The 22,091-nt window shown below is 53.5% G+C and carries 17 protein-coding genes; 5 read left to right on the forward strand and 12 right to left on the reverse strand.

Going from position 1 to position 22,091, the window contains the following annotated elements; translation table 11 throughout:
• The first annotated feature begins 13 nt into the window (after positions 1 to 13).
• Both NG653_RS01190 and NG653_RS01195 read left to right on the forward strand, forming a co-directional pair.
• Positions 14 to 2,119 (forward strand): M1 family metallopeptidase, encoded by a 2,106-nt coding sequence (locus NG653_RS01190; RefSeq protein WP_252739826.1) that lies wholly within the window; start codon positions 14 to 16, stop codon positions 2,117 to 2,119.
• Positions 2,116 to 3,021, forward strand: coding sequence for a patatin-like phospholipase family protein (locus NG653_RS01195; RefSeq protein ID WP_252739827.1), 906 nt, complete (start codon positions 2,116 to 2,118; stop codon positions 3,019 to 3,021). Before NG653_RS01190 ends, NG653_RS01195 begins: the two co-directional genes overlap by 4 nt.
• Before the next feature lie 5 nt (positions 3,022 to 3,026).
• On the opposite strand, the gene NG653_RS01200 is transcribed toward NG653_RS01195, so the two are convergent.
• From NG653_RS01200 to NG653_RS01215, 4 genes are all read right to left on the reverse strand, one after another.
• Positions 3,027 to 3,548, reverse strand: a complete 522-nt coding sequence (locus NG653_RS01200; protein WP_252739828.1) for a DUF7935 family protein — start codon at positions 3,546 to 3,548, stop codon at positions 3,027 to 3,029.
• Positions 3,549 to 3,626: 78 nt separating this feature from the next.
• On the reverse strand, positions 3,627 to 4,418 hold the full coding sequence (locus tag NG653_RS01205) for a hypothetical protein (RefSeq protein ID WP_252739829.1): 792 nt from the start codon (positions 4,416 to 4,418) through the stop codon (positions 3,627 to 3,629).
• Positions 4,419 to 4,523: 105 nt separating this feature from the next.
• Complete coding sequence (locus NG653_RS01210; RefSeq protein ID WP_252739830.1) at positions 4,524 to 5,822, reverse strand: amidohydrolase; 1,299 nt, start codon at positions 5,820 to 5,822, stop codon at positions 4,524 to 4,526.
• Positions 5,823 to 5,835: 13 nt separating this feature from the next.
• The gene (locus NG653_RS01215) at positions 5,836 to 6,375 is read right to left on the reverse strand and encodes a DsrE family protein (RefSeq protein ID WP_252739831.1); all 540 of its coding nucleotides are present in this window, start codon (positions 6,373 to 6,375) and stop codon (positions 5,836 to 5,838) included.
• A 140-nt stretch (positions 6,376 to 6,515) separates the two neighbouring features.
• On the opposite strand from NG653_RS01215, the gene NG653_RS01220 reads away from it, so the two are divergent.
• Positions 6,516 to 8,837 carry an ATP-dependent helicase gene (locus NG653_RS01220; RefSeq protein WP_252739832.1) on the forward strand — a complete coding sequence of 774 codons (2,322 nt, stop codon included), beginning with the start codon at positions 6,516 to 6,518 and terminating at the stop codon, positions 8,835 to 8,837.
• A gap of 63 nt (positions 8,838 to 8,900) precedes the next feature.
• Positions 8,901 to 9,521: an L-threonylcarbamoyladenylate synthase gene (locus tag NG653_RS01225; RefSeq protein ID WP_252739833.1), complete on the forward strand. Its 621-nt coding sequence runs from the start codon at positions 8,901 to 8,903 to the stop codon at positions 9,519 to 9,521.
• A gap of 57 nt (positions 9,522 to 9,578) precedes the next feature.
• Here NG653_RS01225 and NG653_RS01230 read toward each other — a convergent pair whose 3' ends face one another.
• The 3 genes from NG653_RS01230 to NG653_RS01240 form a co-directional block, all read right to left on the reverse strand.
• On the reverse strand, positions 9,579 to 10,439 hold the full coding sequence (locus NG653_RS01230) for an OmpA family protein (RefSeq protein ID WP_252739834.1): 861 nt from the start codon (positions 10,437 to 10,439) through the stop codon (positions 9,579 to 9,581).
• A 93-nt stretch (positions 10,440 to 10,532) separates the two neighbouring features.
• On the reverse strand, positions 10,533 to 11,537 hold the full coding sequence (locus tag NG653_RS01235) for a glycosyltransferase family 2 protein (RefSeq protein WP_252739835.1): 1,005 nt from the start codon (positions 11,535 to 11,537) through the stop codon (positions 10,533 to 10,535).
• Between the two features lie 77 nt (positions 11,538 to 11,614).
• Complete coding sequence (locus tag NG653_RS01240; protein ID WP_252739836.1) at positions 11,615 to 12,094, reverse strand: type I restriction enzyme HsdR N-terminal domain-containing protein; 480 nt, start codon at positions 12,092 to 12,094, stop codon at positions 11,615 to 11,617.
• A gap of 27 nt (positions 12,095 to 12,121) precedes the next feature.
• On the opposite strand from NG653_RS01240, the gene holA reads away from it, so the two are divergent.
• Positions 12,122 to 13,126, forward strand: coding sequence for a DNA polymerase III subunit delta (gene holA / locus NG653_RS01245; RefSeq protein ID WP_252739837.1), 1,005 nt, complete (start codon positions 12,122 to 12,124; stop codon positions 13,124 to 13,126).
• A gap of 1 nt (position 13,127) precedes the next feature.
• On the opposite strand, the gene NG653_RS01250 is transcribed toward holA, so the two are convergent.
• From NG653_RS01250 to NG653_RS01270, 5 genes are all read right to left on the reverse strand, one after another.
• Positions 13,128 to 13,508, reverse strand: a complete 381-nt coding sequence (locus NG653_RS01250) for a DoxX family protein (protein WP_252739838.1) — start codon at positions 13,506 to 13,508, stop codon at positions 13,128 to 13,130.
• A gap of 44 nt (positions 13,509 to 13,552) precedes the next feature.
• Entirely contained in the window at positions 13,553 to 15,805 is a 2,253-nt protein-coding gene (locus tag NG653_RS01255) for an aminotransferase class III-fold pyridoxal phosphate-dependent enzyme (RefSeq protein ID WP_252739839.1), read from the reverse strand.
• A gap of 155 nt (positions 15,806 to 15,960) precedes the next feature.
• Entirely contained in the window at positions 15,961 to 18,372 is a 2,412-nt protein-coding gene (locus tag NG653_RS01260) for an alpha-ketoacid dehydrogenase subunit alpha/beta (RefSeq protein WP_252739840.1), read from the reverse strand.
• A 158-nt stretch (positions 18,373 to 18,530) separates the two neighbouring features.
• Complete coding sequence (locus NG653_RS01265; RefSeq protein ID WP_252739841.1) at positions 18,531 to 21,377, reverse strand: gluzincin family metallopeptidase; 2,847 nt, start codon at positions 21,375 to 21,377, stop codon at positions 18,531 to 18,533.
• Positions 21,378 to 21,380: 3 nt separating this feature from the next.
• Positions 21,381 to 22,067, reverse strand: coding sequence for an LOG family protein (locus NG653_RS01270; protein ID WP_252739842.1), 687 nt, complete (start codon positions 22,065 to 22,067; stop codon positions 21,381 to 21,383).
• Positions 22,068 to 22,091 lie beyond the last annotated feature (24 nt).

Consider the following 22,091-nt stretch of genomic DNA (forward strand, 5'->3'; position numbering starts at 1 on the left):
TTTGAAACACCTTATGGCGAAACCAGCCCACATAGTGCCGCGATGGACCTTTCTGCTGGTCCTGCTCATGATGGTCCCGGGTTTGGCGCAGCAGCCCGCCGTGGACCTGGTCAGCGCCCATATCCTCATCGCGCCCGACCCCATGGAAGAAACGGTTACGGGCCAGGTTACCTACCAGCTGCAGGTATCAAAACCTGCAGACACTATTGTGCTGGACGCCCATAACATGGTATTTCACAGGGTGGCACTCGATGGAATGCCAGTGGCCTACAGGGCGTTGCCCGGTAAAATCGCCATTGCCGGCACGCATATCCCTGGTAACCACGAACTGCAGATCGAATATACCGCCAGGCCATTGCAAACGGTCTATTTCATTGGCTGGAAGGACGATGTTGTGGGAAATGAGCAGATCTGGACCCAGGGACAGGGGAAAGATACCAGCCACTGGGTGCCGGTGGTGGATGCCCTTTCCGAAAAGGTGGAATTCGACCTTTCCCTTCAGTTCGATTCCAATTTCAGCGCCATTGCCGGGGGTCTGCTGGCAGCAAAAACAGAGATCGGGGAAACCTCCCGCTGGGATTACCAAGGCACGGCCCCGATGAGCAGTTACCTGCTGGCATTCGCCATCGGGCGTTTCAATTTCCTGGAACAGCAATCGGCCTCCGGGGTCCCCCTGCAGCTCTATTACCCGGAAGGGGAAGTGCACAGGGCCGAATACACGTATCGCTATTCCTCCGAACTCTTCGATTTCCTGGAACGGGAAATCGGATACCCCTTCCCCTGGGGCGTCTACCGGCAGGTACCGGTACGCGATTTCCTGTATGCCGGGATGGAAAATGCCGGGGCCACTTTCTTTTCAGACCGGTACCTGGTGGATTCCCTGGGATATAACGATGAAAACTACATAACTGTGAACGCCCATGAACTGGCCCACCAGTGGTTCGGAAACCTGGTGACGGAAACCGATGCCTCAGAGCACTGGCTCCATGAGGGCTTTGCCACCTTTTATGCCTACCAGGCGGAGCGCCATTTGCTCGGGGAGGATCATATTTACTGGAAACTTTTTGACACGGCCCGGGCCCTGGAAACCATGGATGAGGCCGGCAGGGGGGAATCCCTGCTGGATCCGGGCGCAAGCAGCCTTACCTTCTATGAAAAGGGTGCCTGGGCCCTCTTCCTGCTCAGGGAAGAGGTAGGGGAAGCGGCCTTTCGCCAGGGGGTGAAAAACTTCCTGATGGCCCATGCCTATTCCAATGCCCGGGTAGAGGACTTCCTTAAGGCCGTTGAAGATGCCTCCGGGATTTCCCTGGCAGGGTTCCGGGAAACCTGGTTGGAGGATACCGGGTTTCCCGCCGGACCGGCGATGGATTACCTTAAACGCCATTCCCCATCGGTAAAGGCGTACCTGGGGCTGCTGGAAGCGCAAAAGGCGGGAAACGTTGTTCGTGAATCCACAATAGCCGAGGCATGGCAGCAGTATAACGTCCCCGAATACCGGGCGCAACTACTCAGCAGCTTCAGGGTCGAACTTACCCCTGCCTTCCTGGAAAGGGTGTGCCGGGAGGGCTCCCTGCCGGTGCAGAAGGCATTTCTGATGACGACAAAAACCCTTGAGGATTGGATGATCCCAATGGTGGAAGGTTGGCTGGATGCCCCGAGTTATGAGCTCCGGGAAGCTTCCCTGTTTCGGCTGTGGGTGGCAGTTCCCGACAGGAGAATTAAATACCTGGACCGGGTTTCCGGCAACGGGAGCCTGTCGCAGAAGGGGATACAGCAATACTGGTGGATCCTGGCGGCACTTACGGAAGGATACGCAGGGAAAGGGGAAAAAGAGGCATATCTGGATAGCCTTAGAGGGACTACTTCGCCTGCCTATTCCTGGGAAACAAGGGAGAAGGCGTTTTCAATACTCCAGGAGGTCGGGGCGCTAAACCGGGAAAACCTGCGGGATCTCATAGAGGCCACGGAACACCACAGCTGGCAGTTCAGGAAATTTGCGCGACGCCTTTTGGATGCCCTGTTGGAGCAAGGGCCTGAGGCTGCTTTCTGGAGGGACCTGGCGGAACCCTTCCCCAGGGACCGCTATCGTTACGTCCACCAAAAAATTGATTCGTTATGAGGGCACTGGTAATCTCGGGAGGAGGAAGTAAGGGCGCCTTTGCAGGTGGGGTGGCCCAATATTTGATCCAGCAAAAGGAAATCACCTATGACCTGTTTTTGGGCACCTCCACCGGGAGTTTGCTGATCTCCCATCTCGCCCTTGGCAAGGTTGAAAAAATAAACCGCGTTTATACTTCAGTGAACCAGGACAGCATTTTCAGCAACTGTCCGTTTACCATTGAAAAGAAACACGGAATAGCCACCATCGGCATTAACCACTGGAACGTCTTGAAAAATTTCTCAAAGGGGAGCAAGACCTTTGGGGAAAGCCACAACCTGTTGAAACTAATTAAAAAATCGCTAACCCCGGCGGAATTCCAAACCCTGAAGGAGCAGCCCGTGGAGATCGTGGTTACCGTGTCGAACCTTTCCCTGAACCAGGTCGAATACAAGTCCATCAAAGATTTTGACTATGAGGAGTTTTGCGAGTGGATCTGGATTTCCTGTAACTACATCCCGTTCATGAGCCTGGTGCGCAAGTACGGCTGTGAGTATGCCGACGGGGGGCTGGGGTGTATGGTGCCCATAGAGGAAGCCATCCAGCGCGGGGCCAGGGTGGTGGACGCCATCATCCTCCATACGGAGGTCACCCATTTAAACCGGATGCCTTCGAGGAACCCCTTCTCACTGTTGACCAACATGTTCGGCTTTATGCTCGACAGGATTGAGGAGCAGAATATCAAGATCGGGAAGTTTACGGCCAGCCACCGCGACGCCCTGATCAATTTTTATTATACCCCCACCATCCTTACCACCAATTCCCTGGTCTTCGACCAGGAACAGATGCGCAAGTGGTGGAAAAGCGGTTTTGTCTATGCCTCGGGCCGCAGTGAGGAAAGTAACGATGTGGGGCCCGTTTAGGGCTTCTACCAGAGATTGCTGATCTCCTTTTTTACGTATGATAGCGCCGTGGCCGAAGGGGAATTCCGTTCCATGGATTCATTCAGCAATAGTTCCCTGAGCTTATCTGCGCTGTCGGTTTGCTGGCCCATAGCGGTTTTTCGGATTACCTGAATGGTAGTGTTTTTTGCAGCCTTAATCACGTTCCAGCATTCATCAGTCATATAAATCTGCTGGGAGAGGTTATGCTCAAATTCATTTTCGATGTTGCGGATCAACTGGTTCTCATATTCTGTTTTATCGGCCGTCTTGGGGGCCACCCTCACGACCAGGCTGGGGATGGTGATGCGTTCCAGGAAAAGGGCCATCCGTTCATAAGCCTGAAGGCGAATGGGCAGGGAATTCTTCTGGCTGTCTTTATGGAGGAGGTACCTGCGTCGGCCTTCTTCATTGTTAGTGTGCAACCTGAAAAAATAGAAGGCCACAGCCCCGGTAACCACGGCCGGGAGGAGGTATGCAAACAGTTGAAGGATATCGACTCCACTCATCATTAAGGGGATTTATCGGGTTTGTAGGAAAAAACGAAGGAAAACGTCAAAAAGTATTCCTGCAGCCACAAACCTGCCTCAATTCTTCAACTCCTGCCGCACCGTCTGATAAAATTGCCGGTAGTTGGGGTGGACCAGGATGTCGACCCCCTCGCTGAAATTCCCGTCGCGCCCCCTCGAAAAAACCGGGGTCGCGGGGAGGGCAAGGGAGGTGTTGAGGGCATTCATTACTGCGGTAGCCTGCTCTGCCGCCAAATCGAGGTCACCTACCATAGAAAGTCCTTCGACGGTCAGGCCCATTTCCGGATGCAACCGCGCGAGTTCCGCCACCCTGGCCACCCATGCGCCACCACCTTCCGTAAGCTGTTTGGCCGTATCACTTCCGAAAAGTTCGGTAAGGCCTGCAGAAATAACCAGGCTTCCGGAGGCCACCTTCAGGCGGGCACTTTCACCAAGGAGCCTTTTCGCGTCTGTAAGCAATGCGATAATCGTGGAATCGTGCTTCCCCATGGTTTCCTGTATCCCCTTCAGCTGTCGTTCCCTGGAATTCAGGGAGGCCAGGGCCTGGTTGAGGGCCTGGGAATTCTTATTGGAAACGTCGGCAAAATTTCCAAGGTTCTGGAGCAGGGTTGCGTTGGCATCCTTGAGCTCATTGACCTGCGTCTCGTAGGACGCCGCTTTGGCCAGGCTGGCTTTTTCCCTCGCCTGTGACTCGGAGAGCGAGGTTTGCAGGGAACGGACCTTCGCCTGAAGGGTATCAATTTGTTGGATCAAATCGGCACGCCGTTGTGCCTGGGTGGTAAAGGTCCCCAAAAGAAACATGCAGGGGGCCAGTAGCAATAAAACGCGGATCGGGGCATTCCTTTTCATAAACCTCAAAAGATTTTCGGGCAAAGATACATTCCTTTCCAATATAAATAGCCACTGCCCTGAACGGCCCCGGCCCCTCTGAATGCAGGGTGGCCGGGTCAGTCGCTATTTGGAGCCGGCAGGGGACTGGTCCTGGCTCAGGTAATCGAGGCTGAGTTCGGTCAGGGCCTTTACCCCCAGCACCAGGCCGCTTTCGTCTATCCTGAAATCGGGGGTATGGTGGGGGAAGGGCTCCTCATTGCCCGGGGTCATCCCGCCCAGGAAGAAAAAGAACCCCGGAACTTCCCTTTGGTAGTAGGAGAAATCCTCTGCCCCGGTAACGGCTTTCTGTGTTTGGATATTGGCGTCCCCGGCCACCCGGTTCAGGGTGGGGACCATTTGACTGACCAAATCCGGGTTGTTAAAGGTGATGTCCGTGGCATCGTTGATCTCAATGGTGGCTTCGCCCCCATAGGCCCTGGCGATAGCAGGTACCATTTCCATCATACGGCGATTGATCAGGTCCTTCATCCCATAATCCAAAGTTCGGATGGTCCCGAGCATTTCGGCGCTCTCCGGGATAATGTTGAAACGCACCCCGCTTTTGATCTTGCCAACCGTTATTACTGCAGCTTCATTGGTGAGGTTGGCCTCCCGGCTGATGATGGTCTGCAGCCCGTCGATGATCTTGGCGCTGATCAGGATCGGGTCCACCCCTGACCAGGGCTGGGAGCCGTGGCTTTGTTTCCCCTTTACATGGATGGTAAAGCTCTGGGCGGCAGCCATCGTACCTCCTGACTTATACCGGATCACACCCGCCGGGGTCTGCGAATTGATGTGAAGCCCGAAAATGGCATCGACATCGGGGTTCTTAAGTACCCCCTCGCGTACCATCAAAAGGGCCCCGCCTTCCTCCCCGGGGGGCGGGCCTTCCTCCGCTGGCTGGAAAATGAATTTTACAGTCCCCTTTATTTTATCGCGGTTTTTGGCCAGGATTTCCGCAACGCCCATAAGGATCGCGGTATGGGTATCATGGCCACAGGCGTGCATCACGCCTACGCTTTCGCCCAGGAATTCCGAGGTAACCTCGGAGCGGAAAGGCAACTCATTCCTTTCCGTTACCGGGAGGGCATCAATATCGGCCCTCAGGGCCACGACCTTCCCGGGACTTTCTCCCCTGAGCACGCCAACCACCCCGGTGTGGGCCACCCCTTCCTGTACTTCCATCCCGAGGGATTTCAGGTGCCTTGCGATTTTTTCAGCGGTTTTGTATTCCCGGTTCGAGAGTTCCGGGAACTGGTGGAAGTCCCTGCGCCATTCGATCACCTTGGGTTCGATAGCCTGGTACTCAGCCTGCAGGGACCAGTTTTGGGCCGACGCCGTAACGCCTGCAAGGAGAACGGCAATCATCAATTGCTTTTTCATAATTGAGGTTTGTTTAGAATTTTATAAGTCTGTACCCCGAGTCCTGCAATTGGATCAGGGCGGTCATGGCCGAGAGGGACAGGCGGACCCCGGGGAGGGTTTGTTCGATGGGAACTTCCCTGGCATGGGAGGATTGCCCGCAAAAAATCACATCAGCCCCAAAGTCCATTAGTTCCTTCAGCAATGGGGCATTCGGATTAGGCACCCCAAACCGGTCCCGATAAAAAGGGTCGTCCAGAAGGTCGGTACTGGCCTGGTTATGGACTACCAGGGCCACCTTCAGAGCCTCAGGGGGCACGCCACCCCGGGCGTGCATATTCAGGAAACGGGCGGCGGTTTCCATCCATGGGTTTACCGCCGTTTTGTCTTCCGGGCTTTGCATCACGTCAAAAACGACCCTGAAGGTCTTTGTGGTGTCGGTGGGGTAAGACTGTTGGGGGATGTCCCAGACTGCACCGTACCCCTGAATCACGGGCCCCGTGTTTTTTTGCTGGGCCAGCCCGGTAAACCCGGTAGCCAGCATCGATATAAAAAATAGGCAGAAGGCCCTCATGTCTTTGCGGTATCCAAAGCCTTAAAGATATTAAAATGGCGCCAATGTGCAGGGAAATGTTTATAAATCCCAGGTGGTTTGGTTTGAGCATGCAGTGAATTATGGCTAACTTCAACCCCGCGTTTAACATACGCCGGCCTATGTATCTGGAGGAACTCAATGAAGCGCAGAAAGCCCCGGTCCTGCACCGGGATGGGGCCCTGATGGTTATTGCGGGCGCAGGATCCGGAAAGACACGGGTGCTCACCTACAGGATTGCCCATCTGATGCAACACGGGGTGGACCCCTTCAACATCCTGGCCCTGACCTTTACCAACAAAGCGGCCCGGGAAATGAAGAAACGGATTGCCGAACTCGTAGGGGGGGACGAAGCCAAAAACCTGTGGATGGGCACCTTCCACTCAATATTTGCCCGGCTGCTCCGGTTTGATGGCGACAAGCTGGGGTTCCCCAGCAATTTCACGATCTATGACACCCAGGATTCCCAGAGGCTCATCGCCTCCATCATCAAAGAAATGGGCCTCGATAAGGATATTTATAAATACAAGCAGGTCCAGCAGCGGATATCTTCCTTCAAGAACAGCCTGATCACGGTGAAAGCCTATTTCCAGAATCCCGAACTGGTTGAGGCCGACGCCATGGCCAAACGCCCCAGGATGGGGGAGATTTATAAGAATTACGTAGACCGCTGCTTTAAGGCCGGAGCCATGGATTTTGACGACCTGTTGCTCAGGACCAATGAGCTGCTGGCCCGTTTCCCGGATGTGCTCATGAAATACCAGGACCGCTTCCGGTATATCCTGGTGGATGAGTACCAGGACACGAACCATTCCCAGTACCTGATCGTCCGCGCCCTGGCAGACCGCTACCAGAATATTTGTGTGGTTGGCGACGACGCCCAGAGCATTTATTCCTTCCGCGGGGCCAATATCAGCAACATCCTGAATTTTCAACGGGACTATGACCAGGTAGCGGTATACCGCCTGGAACAAAACTACCGGTCTACCAAAAATATCGTCAACGCGGCCAACAGCATCATTGCGAACAACAAGAACCAGCTCGAAAAGGTGGTTTGGACCGCCAATGAGGAAGGGCCGAAGATTAAACTGCACCGCAGCCCCACCGATGCGGAGGAAGGTCGCTTTGTGGCCGGCTCCATCTTTGAGAACCGGATGCAGAAACAGCTTCCAAACGGGCATTTTGCGGTGCTTTACCGGACCAATTCCCAGTCCCGGGCCATTGAGGATGCCCTGCGCAAACGGGATATTCCCTATCGGATTTACGGGGGGCTTTCCTTTTACCAGCGGAAGGAAATCAAGGATGTGCTTGCCTACCTGAGGCTGGTGATCAACCCGGGCGATGAAGAGGCCTTAAAACGGGTCATCAACTACCCGGCCAGGGGGATTGGGCAGGCAACTATCGACAAGCTCACCGTGGCTGCCAACCAAAGCGGGCTTACCATATTTGAGCTGATGGAAAACCTGTCGTCTGCCAATATCGGCATCCATGGGGGTACCCGCCGCCGGCTGGAAGATTTCGTCGCCATGATCCGGAGTTTCCAGATCCTCAACAGGGAGGCGGATGCCTTTACCCTGGCCGAACAGGTGGCCCGCAAATCGGGGCTCCTGATGGAATTCAAAAAAGACGGCACCCCGGAGGGGATTGCCCGGATGGAGAATATTGAGGAACTTCTCAACGGAATCAAGGATTTTGTGGAAGGGCAGAAGGAACTGGCCGATGCCCGGGGGGACCTGGCGGAATTCCTCGAAGACGTGGCCCTGGCGACCGATCTGGACACCGATACCGGGGATGACGACCGGGTGGCGCTGATGACTATCCACCTGGCCAAGGGGCTTGAATTCCCCTACGTATATATCGTGGGTATGGAAGAAGACCTTTTCCCCTCCGCCATGAGCATGAATACCCGCAGTGAGTTGGAGGAGGAGCGCAGGCTGTTTTATGTGGCCCTCACCAGGGCCGAGGAACAGGCCTACCTGACCTACACCCAGAACCGCTATCGGTGGGGAAAATTAATCGATGCCGAACCGAGCCGGTTTATCCATGAAATTGATGAACGGTTCCTGGAAAACCTTACCCCTGAAGATTTTTACAGGCCAAGGAATTTGCTGAATGCCGAGCTTTTCGGGGAAGTAGACAAAAGCAGACTGAGGTTGCAGAAACCGGTCAAAGGCAACCCCCCATCGCCCAATCAGCCCACGGAAAACCAGTTAAGGCGCCTTCGGAAGATCAGGCCCCAACTCGGCGATCCCAGCAGTGACGGCCCCACCGGTCTGCCCGACCTGAAGGAGGGGAGCCTGGTGGATCACTCCCGCTTTGGCAAGGGAAAGGTCCTGAAAATTGAAGGCACGGGAAATGACTTAAAAGCGGAAATCCGGTTTGAAAGGGGGGAAGTTAAAAAATTACTGCTCCGTTTTGCCAGGTTACGCATCCTGGAGGGGTAGCCATAAACCGGGGCCTTTCGGGGAAGTGCCTTTCTTGAGTTAAACCTATTCATCGCAGCAGAAATGGCAGAGTTGATCAGAATTTATGAGGAGAACCCCAATCCAAAAGCGATTGAGAAGGTCGTGGAAGTACTCCGAAGGGGTGGGTTGGTCATTTATCCTACCGATACCGTTTATGGGCTGGGATGCGATATCACCAATTCCCGCGCCCTGGAGCGGTTGGCCCGGATCAAAGGGGAAAAGGTGGAAAAGGCCAACTGGTCATTCATTTGTGCCGATTTGAGCAACCTTTCCGATTACGCCCGCCAAATAGATACCCCCACCTTCAAAATCCTCAAAAGGGCCCTTCCGGGGCCATATACCTTCATCCTCCCCGGCAGCAACCAGCTGCCGAGGGACTTCAAGAAGAAAAAAACCGTGGGGATCAGGGTGCCAGACAACCGCATCGCCCAGGCTTTGGTGCGCGCCCTGGGAAATCCGATTGTTTCGACCTCCATACGCGATGAAGACGATGTGCTGGAATATACCACGGACCCGGAACTGATCCACGAAAAATGGGGCAACCTGGTGGATGTGGTCATTGACGGGGGGTATGGCGACAATGTGGCCTCAACGGTAATCGACCTCTCCGGCCAGGAACCCGTAGTGATCCGGGAGGGAAAAGGGGATTTGTCAATCCTTTAAACAAAAAAACCTGCAACTTTTACATTGCAGGTTTTTGAAAGTTTTCGGTAAGGAACCTTATCGGATATTCGGGTCTTTCATCCCTTCCTCGATCATATTGTAGAACTGATCCAGTTTTGGGAGCACCACGATCCGGGTCCTGCGGTTTTTGGCGCGGTTCTGGGCCGTGTCATTCCCTGCCAGGGGGATGTAGTAGCTGCGTCCTGCGGCTGTCATACGGGCCGGGTCCACAGAGAAGTCATCCTGCAGGATTCGTACCACAGAGGTGGCCCGCTTCACGCTCAAATCCCAGTTGTCGAGCAGTACGCCGCTCCGGTAAGGGACATTGTCGGTGTGTCCTTCCACCATAAACTCAAAGTCAGGCTTGTTGTTCACCACCTGGGCCACCTTGCCCAAAACCTGTTTGGCCTGGTCGGTCACGTTGTAGCTGCCGCTCCTGAAAAGCAATTTGTCGGAGATGGAGATAAATACCACCCCTTTCTCCACGCTGATTTCGATGTCTTCGTCGTCGAGGTTGCCCAAAACCCCTTTCAGGCTTTGTACCAGGGCCAGGTTTACTGAATCGCGCCGGGTAACGGCATCCTGGAGTTTACGGATGGTGAGGTCTTTCTCCTGAAGGCTTTCAAGCGATTTTTCCAGGTTGTCTGCACCCTTTGCGGTGAGGGTGGTCAGGTTGCCCATGTTGTTGATCAATTCCTGGTTGTTCGCTTTCAGGAAGGCGTTTTGTTCTTCGAGGGTCTTCAGCCGGGCATCTGCAGAGGCTTTGTCCTCAAGGCAGCTGTTGAGCTTCACGGTAGCGGAATTCAGCAGGTCCTGGGCTTCTTTGTGTTTGGCTTCCAGGTCGGCATATTTCTTCTGCGACACGCAGGAAGAAAGGACTAAGGCCAGACCCAGGCATCCTAAGATCATTTTTTTCATGATAGTGTTGGGATTTAAAGGTTTTAAAAGTTTTTTTTCGTCAGGATTTTCTACAAAATTAACAAATGTCCACCGCTATTGGGGAAGAAACCGTTAATCTTTTACTAAAATACCGAAGGTTCTTATTTTACATACGTAATACGACCACACCACAGATGTCGTGGCGAAATATTTCGCCATAAAACGGCCCTTTTCACGTTTTTTCAGGATGCGGAAAAAATTGCGGTAATAGCTTAGGTGGGCCCGTAAAACTGCACCTGCGTGCCTGCCTTTTCCCTGCAAAAGAAACCGCACCGCCGCAACCCCATCGAGCAGCAAACGGGCCAAAACAATTGGGAACGCCTGCCGCCGCGGGAGGTTTTTGGTTATGGAGAAAAGGGAATTCCTGAAATTCAGGAAGGTCTTTTTTGGGTTCATGTTATTAAGGGTGGATCCCCCAAGGTGGAAAACCTCTGAAGCCCCGATATAATATACCTTGTAGCCGTGATTATGGGCCCTCCAGCAAAGGTCGACCTCTTCCTGGTGCGCGAAATAATCCGCATCGAACCCCCCAAGTTCCCGGAACACTTTTTGACGGATGAACATACAGGCCCCCGTGGCCCAGAACACCTCCCGGGTATCGTTGTACTGCCCCAGATCTTCCTCCAGGGTCTGGAAAATGCGGCCCCTGCAAAACGGATAGCCCAACCGGTCGAGGAACCCACCCGCTGCCCCGGCGTACTCAAATCGGGCAGGGTTTTGTAAATCTTTTATTTTTGGCTGTACAATGCCCGCCTGGCCATATTCCGCGAAGAATTTTAAAATGGGATCCAACCATCCCGGGGTGACCTCCACATCGGAGTTGAGCAGGCAGTAGATATCGGCCTCCACTTCCTCAAGTGCCCGGTTGTATCCCCCGGCAAAGCCCAGGTTTTCGGCATTGGTTACCACACGCACCTGGGGGAAAGCATCATTCAGGTAGGCTACGGAACCATCTGTGGAGGCATTGTCGGCCACGATTACCCGGGCCCCCGGGCTGTATCGCAACACCTGGGGGAGGAACCTGCGGAGCAGGGCTTTCCCGTTCCAGTTCAGGATAACGACGGCAATAGAAGGCATTTCGGGCATGAAAGGATTATCCTGTGGGCAGGTTTATTTTGACAGGGGCACAAAGTAACTAAATATTTTGCAATCCCTTATTCCCCGGGGCAATTCCGCCCCCCCTGTCCCGGCGGTTCAAATTCCGGCAACTCCCTCATGAACTCGTAAGCCTTCCTCCGGTAGTCCATGCGGCAATAGAAATGGGCCAGCCCGTTGGTCACCATAAGCAACTCGGCCCTGGCCTCCCAGTTGTAACGGGCAATCTGGTCGAAAACGTTCTGGTCAATAACCACTTCAGGGGCCTTGCATTCCACCAGGAGCTGGATGCTGCCGTCGGGGCGGCAAACTGCGATGTCGAGACGTTTCGAAAGGCCTTCTACCTTGAGTTGCCGCTCGACCTGTATCCATCCTGCCGGGTATTTTTTTTCCGAAATCAGGAAATGCAGGCAATGCTGGCGCACCCACTCTTCCGGTTGCAGGGGCACGTATTTTTTGCGGATGACATCAAATACCAGCGTTTTATTTTCCCTACTTTTGAGTCTGAGCGGGTATTTTGGAAATTCCAGGGGGATCATCGTACAAAGTTGCCCAATTTTTTTGAGATGGATGAAGTAAAAAATATTCTTGAAGATATCCAAAAGGGCCGTCCTTCCCCCATTTATTTCCTAATGGGGGAAGAACCTTACTACATTGACCGCATTGCCGAATTCATAGGCGACAATATCCTTTCCGAGGCAGAAAAGGGGTTTAACCATATGGTGCTCTACGGGGGGGATGTTACGGTAGACGAAATCCTCGAAAATGCCAAACGCTTTCCAATGATGGCAGAATACCAGGTCATCATCGTCCGCGAAGCCCAACACCTCTCCAGGACCATCGAAAACCTGGAACCCTACGCCGGGAACCCCATGCCGAGCACAATCCTGGTCCTATGCTATAAATACAAAACCATCGACAAACGCAAAAAGCTATACAAGGCCCTGAAAGGCAACGGGGGCGTGGTCTTTGAAAGCAGGAAATTATACGAAAACCAGGTGGCAGACTGGATCCGGCGGGTCCTGCTGGGCAGCGGATACAAAATTTCGCACAAGGCTGCCGCCTTGCTGGTAGAGTATTTGGGTACCGACCTAAGCCGCATTGCCAATGAACTGGATAAGCTCAAAGTGATCCTTCCCAAAGGGTCGGAAATCGATCCCGGATCGATCGAGCAATACATCGGCATCAGTAAAGACTACAACAATTTTGAGCTCAAAAAGGCCATCGCTCAGCACGATATCCCCAAAGCTTCCAGAATTATCAGGTACTTCGCCGAAAACCCCAGGGAAAACCCCTTTGTGCTGACCACTTCCCTGCTGCATACGTTCTTCTCCCAGGTATTGCAGTACCACGGGTTGGAGGACCACAGCCCGAAGCATGTGGCGCAAGCCCTGCGCATAAACCCTTATTTCGTGGGGGAATATCAGGAGGCCGCACGGCATTATCCCATGAAGCGGGTAAGCCGGATCATCGAGGTCCTTCGGGAGATGGATTTGAAGGGCAAAGGGGTTGGAACGCCAGCCCTCAGCCAGGCAGACCTCTTAAAGGAATTGCTTCACAAAATCCTGTAAGTTACTTTTTATCAATACTATACTTTCCCGGACCCAGTAAAAGGACTGCGGTAAAAATCACCATGAAAAGCAGGGATTTTTCTTTGGACCCAAAGGGGTCTGCCGCATGCTGGATCAGCCCGGCGACCAACATGGTGGCAATAATCGGGAGGGTTGCCCATCGGGTCTTGAACCCTATCAACACAAGTACCGAACAGAGGAACTCCGAAAATACGGCAAGGAAAAAAGTGGGGCTTGACCCGATCCCCAGCGGATCCGCGAATTCAATCGGGCCTTCCGCAAAGAGTCTGAGAAGTTTCGGATACCCGTGGGTAAGGAGGAGGGCCGATCCGCCAATGCGGAGAAATGCCAGCCCGAGGTGATAAGTGAGGGAACTTTTCATGATTTGTCTGGTATTTGCATGCCTCCTAAATTATTAATAATTCTTCAGGATTCTTCAAGCAGATCGAGGATTCTTGCAGTTTCTGTAAGAAGGCGGTCACTATTTTCCCGGTTGAAGGGCAGGGGGGGCTTAATTTTCAGGACGTTCTCGTCGGGGCCATCCGTGCCCACCAGGATACGGGCTTCCCGAAGCTGGTTTTTAAGGGAACCCGCCAGTGCCGTTCCCGGGTTTCCATGTCGGTCCTGCACTTCAACCCCTATGAACAGGCCTTCCCCCCGCACGTCCGAAATACTGCGGAATCGGCCCTGCAGTTCCCGGAATCCGTCCATAAGATATTGGCCTGTAGCCCGTGCATGTTCCCGCAACCCTTCCTCCTCCAAGACCTGCAGGACGGCCAGGCCGGCAGCACAGGAAACCGGGTTTCCGCCAAAAGAACTGAAGAACTCGGGGCCGGAATCGAAACAGGAGGCAACAGCCCCTGTGGTTACCACTGCACCTATCGGATGCCCATTGCCCATGGGCTTCCCGAGGACTACGATGTCGGGGACAACCCCATATTTCTCAAACCCCCAGTTCCATTGCCCAAGCCTGCCAAAGCCCACCTGAACCTCATCGGAAATACAAAGCCCGCCCTGTGCCCTCACCCGGTCATACAGTACAGGTAAATACCCTTCAGGGAGGGGAACCTGCCCACCACACCCCATAATGGGTTCTGCGATAAAGGCACCAATGCTGCCCGCGTGTTCGTCGAGGTGGCGAAGGCCCTGTAAGCTGAAAAACCGACCCGCCTCCCCATTGTCATTCAGCCCGCTGCCAAACACCTTGGGCATGGGGCATACAAGGGTGTCAGGCCAGGAATCGCCCTGGCGGTGCTTGTAATGGCTCGCGGCAATTCCGGCAAGGGTATTGCCATGGTATCCGTATTCCAGGGCCAGGACTTTCCTGCGCCCGGTGTAGGCCCTGCAAAGTCGCAAGGCAAGGTCTGTGGCCGCACTGCCGGAATTCACGAGCATTATTTTGGTAAGGGGAGGGGGGAAGTATCGCAGTAGGTGCGCCGCGTAATCGAGCAATTCGTCATACAGGTACCGGGTATTCGTATTGAGCCTCCTGAGGGTATGGGTTGTCGCTTCCACCACCTTCGGGTGGGCGTGCCCTACCAGCATGATGTTGTTGTAAGCGTCCAAAAAAGTTTCCCCTTTATGGTTGAACATATACTGGAAGGCCGCCCGCCGCATCAGGATGGGGTTCTGGTAGCTCAGCGAAAGGGAATCGGGGAAGTACTGCCTGCGGCGCAAAAGGAAGTTTTCCGGATCAGAGGCATGTCCGGCTTCCAGGCCTGCAGCCTGCAGAAAGGCTTTTTGGGCTGCTTCCGGGGCAATGGCAATCCACTTTCGCAACAGTTGCCTGATCGGGGCTTCACTTATGCTGATATACGCCGATTCCGGTTGCTCTTTTTTGGCCTTTGCGCTATTGCAAAGGCTCATCGCCATACGCCCTCCAATCAGGTAGTACAAAACCCCCAGTTCTTCCGCATCCAGGGGGCAATGCTTATGGTATGCCCCGATAACCGCACGCGCGGCCCCAAGGGGGTCTTGTTTTCCCGGAAGCACATAGGTAAGGGCAACGGCCAGTTCATTAACCCGCCAGGAGTATGCCATATCCCCAAAGTCTATGATACCGCTTACCCGGCCTTGCCGGGTAAGCACGTTCCAGTCATTGGCGTCATTATGGATCAGGGCTTTTTTTAAACGGTGTTGGATGGGGGAAACCTCAGCCTCAAAATGCAGGAAATAATAGCCGATAAGCGCCCGGTCACGGGGATCTTCCACCAGGCTTATGTTTTCCCGGTGCATCCCGAGGTGCTGCAGGTCCCACCGGAAAACCTCTGCCGCCAGGCTTCCGCCCCCCAGGCCGGAACCCGCGCGGTTCATCTGCCCCAGCATCGTCCCAAGGCTTTCCAGAAGTTCTTCGGGTTGCGGCACTTCAGCCAAAAAATCCCCCTCCAGGTACGTTAAAAGTCGAATATAATGTCCATCGGCCTTCAGGATGGTCTTTCCTTCCAGGGAAGGCAACGGAACAGGCAGGTCAAAAGAGGTGGTGGCGTGGAGTTTTTTTACCAGCCGCTCCTCCAGGCGCAAACGATCCGGTAAAGCCTTCCGGGCTTTCTGGAATTTGAGGATATACCGCGCCGCACCTGCTTTTACCAGATAGGTCTTGTCGTCATATCCTTCCAGTAATGTAAGGCGGACGGCTGTGAGGCCGTATTCCTCCCTGAGCAGGCGGACGAGGTTCTCCATCGCAGGTTTTGCTTTAACTCCCTAAACTTACGATTTTACCCGCTTTCCCTAATGGAAACCTCACGCCCCGGTTACCAGGGGAACTGCCTATAAGAACACGCAAGTCGAAAAAATAAGGTCCTGCCGACAGCTCTTCATGCCTTCGGGGCTGTACTTCAGAGAAGCGCGGGATAATCCTGGGGGTTGGCCTCATGCATGATGGCGTAGGCCATTTCAAAAATATCCTCCGCACTGGGTTTTGAAAAGTAATCCCCATCACTTGCATAGGCCGGTCGGTGTTCCCGGGCCGTGAGGGTACGGGGGGCGGAATCCAAATAGCGGTATCCGCCCTGCACTTCCAAAATCTGTTGCAGGAGGTAGGCCGAACAACCGCCGGGCACATCTTCGTCCACGATCAGCAATCGGTTGGTCTTTTCGAGGCTCTTGCACACCTGGTGGTCCAGGTCAAAGGGCAGGAGGGTCTGGGCATCGATTACTTCAGCATCGATTCCCACTTCCAGCAATTCCCGGGCGGCCTGCAGGGCTATCCGAAAGGTGGATCCGTACGATAGCACGGTGAGGTCTTTTCCCTCCCTTACCACCTCGACCCTGCCTATCGGGGTGCATATTTCGCCCAGGTTTTCAGGCACCCTTTCCTTCAGGCGGTACCCGTTCAGGCTTTCTATGATCAGGGCCGGCTCATCAGTCTTCATCAGGGTATTGTAAAAACCGGCCGCTTTGGTCATATCCCTGGGTACCAACAGGTACATCCCCCTGAGCAGGTGGATGAGGCCCCCCATCTGCGAACCCGAGTGCCAGATGCCCTCGAGCCTGTGGCCACGGGTCCTCACGATCAACGGGGCCTTCTGCTTGCCCACGGTGCGGTACAGCAATGTGGCCAGGTCGTCACTAAGGGTTTGAAGCCCGTAAAGCACGTAGTCCAGGTATTGGATTTCCGCAATGGGCCGCAACCCCCGCAGCGCCAGGCCAATTCCCTGACCGATGATGGTAGCTTCCCGGATGCCGGTATCGGCCACGCGAAAGGGGCCGTATTTTTTCTGCAGCCCTTCCAGGCCCTGGTTGACATCCCCAATCGTACCGGTGTCTTCACCAAAAATAAGCGCCTTCGGGTACTGTGAAAAAAGCAGGTCGAAGTTGTCCCTCAGGATAATCCGGCCGTCTACCTCCTGCTTCTGGTCCGTGTAAACCGGCTTTACCTCTTCGATGTCGGTTGCCTTCCCCTCCAATTCAGAGTACAGGTGGGAACTGTAAAGGGGTTCCGTCTCTTCCAGGTACCCCAGGATCCATTGCCTCAGGGCCTCGCCGGCGGCATGCCGCTCGCCCACGATATAGCGGAGGGCTTTTCGCGCCGTGGTGAGCAAGTCCCTTTTAAGGGGCTCTTCCACCGCGATAAGGTCATTGGTTAGTTTGCGGATAAAGGCCTTATTGGGGCTGGAATCACCCACTTGTTTCATCAGGGCGGTTAACTCCTGCTGTCTTTTCTTCTGGGGCTCGAGGAACTCGGCCCAGGCATCCCTTTTGGCGGTTCGCACTTCCTTTTTGACTTCCTTCTCCAGGGCTTGCAGGTCTGCTTCCGTAGCGATCTGGTTTTCCAGGATCAATTGGCGGAACTTCAGGTTGCAATCGTGCTCCCTTTCCCATTCGAGGCGCTCCTGCGATTTGTAGCGCTCGTGCGACCCCGAAGTGGAATGCCCCTGGGGCTGCGTGAGTTCCATGACATGGATCAGCACGGGTACGTGCGATTCCCGCGCTATGTCGGCAGCGTTTTCATAGGTATGGATAAGGGAGGTATAATCCCAACCCCTGACCCGGAAAATCTCAAAGCCTTCCTGTTCCTCTGTACGCTGGAAGCCCTTCAGAACCTCCGAAATGTTTTCCTTGGTGGTTTGGTATTTTGCAGGGACTGAAATCCCATATTCGTCATCCCAGACGCTTACAATCATGGGCACCTGCAGGACCCCGGCCGCGTTGATGGTTTCGAAAAAATGCCCTTCACTGGTAGAGGCATTCCCTATGGTTCCCCAGGCCACTTCATTGCCGTTTGACGAAAAGCCTTCCGAAGGCAGTTCCTCCAGTTCCCGGTACACCTTGGAAGCATAGGCCAGGCCGAGCAGCCTGGGCATCTGGCCGGCGGTAGGGGAGATATCGGGGCTGCTGTTCGGCTGGGCAGTGAGATCCTTCCAACTGCCATCGTTATTCAGGCTATGGGTCCCAAAATGTCCCCCCATCTGCCTCCCTGCACTCATGGGCTCCTTTTTCAGGTCTGTGGTGGCGTACAGCCCATGGAAAAATTCCTTTGGACTTAACAGGCCCAAAGCCATCATAAAGGTCTGGTCCCTGTAATATCCGCTTCGGAAATCCCCGTTCCTGAAAGCCCTGGCCATAGCCAACTGGGGAAGTTCCTTTCCGTCCCCAAAAATGCCGAACTTCGCTTTTCCTGTAAGGACTTCCCTGCGCCCGAGGATGCTGCATTCCCTGCTTGTCACCGCTATTCGGTAATCTTCCAGGATCTGTTCCTTGAAATCTGCAAAGGAAAGGTCTTTTTCGGGGTCCAGCTGAACTTTCATAGGCGGGCCAGGTGTTTTCTCCAAAGGTATCAAAGCCGTGGGATTTTTGCAATCCCACCGGGCCATTTAGCTTAACGATTTATCAATATTCATATTGTAAACAAGCTGAAAATTACAAAACCCCTAAATATTGTTGAAAATATTAGGAATCTATTAACTCAAAACCATTTTCGGGTAAACAATCCGATAAGGGTTTTGGGGCTGAGGGTGACCACAAATCGAATCTTCTGGCTGTAATTCGGGTCTGCGATTTCCCAGCCATTATTGGAGTACAGGGGAAAATAGAGTTCGAAGTAATCTGTTACCAGGTTGAGCCGGATGCCCGAATCATAAACAAAACGGGCCGGGTCGCCTTCATTTTTCAGAAACCCCAGGTCGCCATAGGCTTCAATCCAGCGCCACAGGCTGTAACTCATGTTTCCGGTTACCATCCAGCGGTTGGCAAACGGATAGGCCAGGCGGGATTTAAACCCGCCTTCCGCAATAATGATCTGCTGGCTGAAGATCCCGGAGTCCTCAGAGCGCCCGAGGTAATTGAAATCAAAAAGGTAATCGGTAGGGCGGTCCAGGGCAAAGCTGAAAAAATCGGAGTTTGTCTGGTTCCGAAGGAAAACGCCTCCGAAAAACCGGAGGTTGATCTGGCGGTTGTTGATCATCAGTCGCCGGTATTCCATGTTGACGGAAAACTTTGTGAAGTCTGCTGCCTGCTGTCCGTCCGCAAACCAGGAAAAGTAATCGATGATATTGTTTTTCAAATAACTGTACCTCACGTTGAAAACACTGTAATCCGGGTTGGTTTCCAGGGCTTCAAGGCCGGGGTCAATGGTGCGGAAAACGTTTACATGGCGAAGCAACAGGGAGCTGCGGATATTGGCAATAAGGTCAGCAGGCCTCCAGCCGAAACTTATGGAAGGCGTAAGGGTGGAATACCGCGAATTGGTTTGAAAATGGAACGTGGACCCCCTAAGGGCGTAATTGGTTACAAAAAAACCGCTTTTTCCATGGTAATGCCGGTACAACAGGCTGCCATAGCCCACCAGCGACTTTTCCCTGGTGGCATACTGGGGGGCCACATCAATGACAAAAGGGCGCTCGAGCAGGGTTTTGTTGGTCAGGCGCAATCCCGGGGTCAGGCCATCGTAGATGTTGAAATTGACCACAGGCATATAAAAGATCTGATTATAGTATGGGTTTTCGGCATCCCTGAAGAACTGGAGCTTTAATTTCCGGTTGCTTGAAAGGAAGCCGCCCATGGACTTCCAGTTATCCCTTTGGTTGAATTCGGGAATCGACTGGTCGTAGTTCAGTACCAGTCGCTTTTCGCCCCTGTCGGGAATCTGGAAGGTCTGGCTTTCCGGGAAGCCCCGGAACCAGTATTTGGAAACCACCGTATCGTTGCGCAGGCCAAAAAGGGAAATGGGCACCTGTGCCTTCGTCTTGTTTTGTAAGGTAACCTGGAGGGAGTCGTTTTTAGGCTCAACGGTCCTGATTTTATAGTCGATGCGTTCGTCTGAGGCCACATATGAATCGAAGAACCACCCGATATCCACCGAAGCATATTTCTCCAGGGTGGCGCGGAAGTCACCCGGGGTGGCTTCCCGCAGGGTATAGCTCTTCAAAAAATCCTTTATCCCCTGGTCAACGACATCCCTTCCTGCATACTGTCCAAGGTACAGCAGGCCCAGACCGGCTTTATAGGTGTTCGCGATTTTTTGATTGAACTTGATCAGGGAGTCGTTGGGCGTGGTAAGCGCCTGGTCGAGGTTCCGACGGGCGGTAAGCATGTGGAGGAAGGAATACTGGTCGTTGAAGTCCATTTGCGCCAGATACGTCCCCTTCATAAGCCAGAAACCGGAGAGTTTTCCCAGGAGTTTCTGGTCGGGGTAGAATTCCTCAACATAACGGATCATGAGGTAGTTGATAATCGCATCGCTGATCCATTTGTCCTTTCGGGGGTTTAGAAAAATCGATTCCCGCAGGTAGCTGATCAGGGCCGTTTTCAAAAACTTCATCTCGAACTGGAACTGCTCTTCGTAGGGCCGGATGAAGGAAGGGAGCTGGTTCAGGCCATAGAGGGGGTTTTTGTTAAAATCAATTTCACTGACCAGTAACTGTTCATAGGGAAAGTCCCCTAAGTTTTCATAGATGAAACGGGTAATGCGGTCAATGGAAATTCCCTGCCGGATTTCATCGTATTTGCGCGATTGAATATCGGTGACCACGAAAAGGGTGGGGGTAACGTGTTTCTTGAAGGGACGGCCGGCATTGAGGATCACGTCGCAACTTTTGCGGCTCTGTCCCCTGAGGTTGGCAAACTGCTTTCCGGGAAAACTGCTCAGGCTCAGGTCCACGTAATTGGTGCCGAGAAAAAGGGAATCCGGGAAAATAAAATTGATGTAGGTATTGGTGAGGTCCGTGTACAGGTCTTCAAGGTTTTTGTTTGAATACCGGTTCCAGGTCGTATCGTAAACTGCTGGGGTCAGGTACCAGTCCCTGAGGTAGAAACTCCCATCGGGGGCATATCCGAAAGGGGTATACCGGTTTGGAGGCAGTTTCACCGTGTAGGTAAGTAACAAGCGAACGGAGTCACCGGGCCGCAGGGGTTCATTCAGGTAGAAGCGAATCAGGTCAAGGGAGGAAAGGCGCTTCCAGGAGACGTTGCGATATACCCCATCCGAAACGGAGAGGATGGTCGTACGGCCCCTTTCTTCTTCTTTGGCCAGGTGGAGCGATTTTTTGAATTCTTCAGCAAATCGCTTTGCCAGGGCAGTGGTCTTATCGGAATAAGCATTGGCCCAGTCATTGAAAACCAGCGATTCCAGGACGTCATCGGAATCGTTCACATACGTGAATTCCTGCTGGATCTGGATGACCCTGGTATCCTGGTCAAGGGTGGCGGTAATCTTGTTTTCATGCTGGCCATAAAGGCATACAGGCATCCAAATCCCCGGGAAGAGGACGCGCAGGAAGAATGCGGCAAGAGCGTGTTTTGCCTGGCCAGTCATAGGCTAGAAATTCGGTGCAAGGATATTCCCTTTGTAGAAATTGTCGATAACAGAAACCACCTCTTCAGCAGTGTCCGCCAACTTCAGTAAATCGAGGTCATCAGGGTGGATATTCCCTGCCTCCAGCATGGTACCCCGGATCCAGTCCAACATCCCTTTCCAATAGTCCGAACCCACCAGGATAATGGGGAACGGTGCTATTTTTTTGGTCTGGATCAGGGTCATGGCTTCAAAAAGTTCATCGAGGGTGCCAAATCCGCCGGGCAAAACCACAAACCCCTGTGCGTATTTGACGAACATGACCTTGCGGACGAAAAAATAGTCGAAGTCCATGCTTTTGTCTTTGTCGATGTAGGGGTTGTCGTTCTGTTCAAAAGGCAGATCGATATTCAGGCCCACCGAAGTACCCCCGGCCTGGTGCGCTCCCCGGTTCCCGGCTTCCATGATGCCCGGGCCACCCCCGGTGATGATACCGTAACCCGCTTCGGCGAGCTCCTGGCATATATTCATGGTTAATTGATAATACGGGTGTTCCGGCTTTGTGCGGGCCGACCCGAAAATACTTACGCAGGGGCCAATAGCACTCATTTTCTCGAAGCCATTTACGAATTCCCCCATGATCTTGAAAATGGCCCAGGAATCGTTGATCTTGATCTCGTTCCAGCCTTTTATTTTATGTTCTTTGCCCATAGCTTACTTTAAACGGCCCACAGG

This window comes from Robiginitalea marina, from assembly GCF_024006985.1.
Taxonomy (GTDB): Bacteria; Bacteroidota; Bacteroidia; order Flavobacteriales; family Flavobacteriaceae; genus Robiginitalea; species Robiginitalea marina.

Bases quoted from the DNA above. Each gene is read 5' to 3' on its own strand.
- NG653_RS01190 (WP_252739826.1), top strand. From the start codon at position 14: ATGGCGAAACCAGCCCACATAGTGCCGCGATGGACCTTTCTGCTGGTC.
- NG653_RS01195 (WP_252739827.1), top strand. From the start codon at position 2,116: ATGAGGGCACTGGTAATCTCGGGAGGAGGAAGTAAGGGCGCCTTTGCA.
- NG653_RS01200 (WP_252739828.1), bottom strand. From the start codon at position 3,548: ATGAGTGGAGTCGATATCCTTCAACTGTTTGCATACCTCCTCCCGGCC.
- NG653_RS01205 (WP_252739829.1), bottom strand. From the start codon at position 4,418: ATGAAAAGGAATGCCCCGATCCGCGTTTTATTGCTACTGGCCCCCTGC.
- NG653_RS01210 (WP_252739830.1), bottom strand. From the start codon at position 5,822: ATGAAAAAGCAATTGATGATTGCCGTTCTCCTTGCAGGCGTTACGGCG.
- NG653_RS01215 (WP_252739831.1), bottom strand. From the start codon at position 6,375: ATGAGGGCCTTCTGCCTATTTTTTATATCGATGCTGGCTACCGGGTTT.
- NG653_RS01220 (WP_252739832.1), top strand. From the start codon at position 6,516: ATGTATCTGGAGGAACTCAATGAAGCGCAGAAAGCCCCGGTCCTGCAC.
- NG653_RS01225 (WP_252739833.1), top strand. From the start codon at position 8,901: ATGGCAGAGTTGATCAGAATTTATGAGGAGAACCCCAATCCAAAAGCG.
- NG653_RS01230 (WP_252739834.1), bottom strand. From the start codon at position 10,439: ATGAAAAAAATGATCTTAGGATGCCTGGGTCTGGCCTTAGTCCTTTCT.
- NG653_RS01235 (WP_252739835.1), bottom strand. From the start codon at position 11,537: ATGCCTTCTATTGCCGTCGTTATCCTGAACTGGAACGGGAAAGCCCTG.
- NG653_RS01240 (WP_252739836.1), bottom strand. From the start codon at position 12,094: ATGATCCCCCTGGAATTTCCAAAATACCCGCTCAGACTCAAAAGTAGG.
- holA (WP_252739837.1), top strand. From the start codon at position 12,122: ATGGATGAAGTAAAAAATATTCTTGAAGATATCCAAAAGGGCCGTCCT.
- NG653_RS01250 (WP_252739838.1), bottom strand. From the start codon at position 13,508: ATGAAAAGTTCCCTCACTTATCACCTCGGGCTGGCATTTCTCCGCATT.
- NG653_RS01255 (WP_252739839.1), bottom strand. From the start codon at position 15,805: ATGGAGAACCTCGTCCGCCTGCTCAGGGAGGAATACGGCCTCACAGCC.
- NG653_RS01260 (WP_252739840.1), bottom strand. From the start codon at position 18,372: ATGAAAGTTCAGCTGGACCCCGAAAAAGACCTTTCCTTTGCAGATTTC.
- NG653_RS01265 (WP_252739841.1), bottom strand. From the start codon at position 21,377: ATGACTGGCCAGGCAAAACACGCTCTTGCCGCATTCTTCCTGCGCGTC.
- NG653_RS01270 (WP_252739842.1), bottom strand. From the start codon at position 22,067: ATGGGCAAAGAACATAAAATAAAAGGCTGGAACGAGATCAAGATCAAC.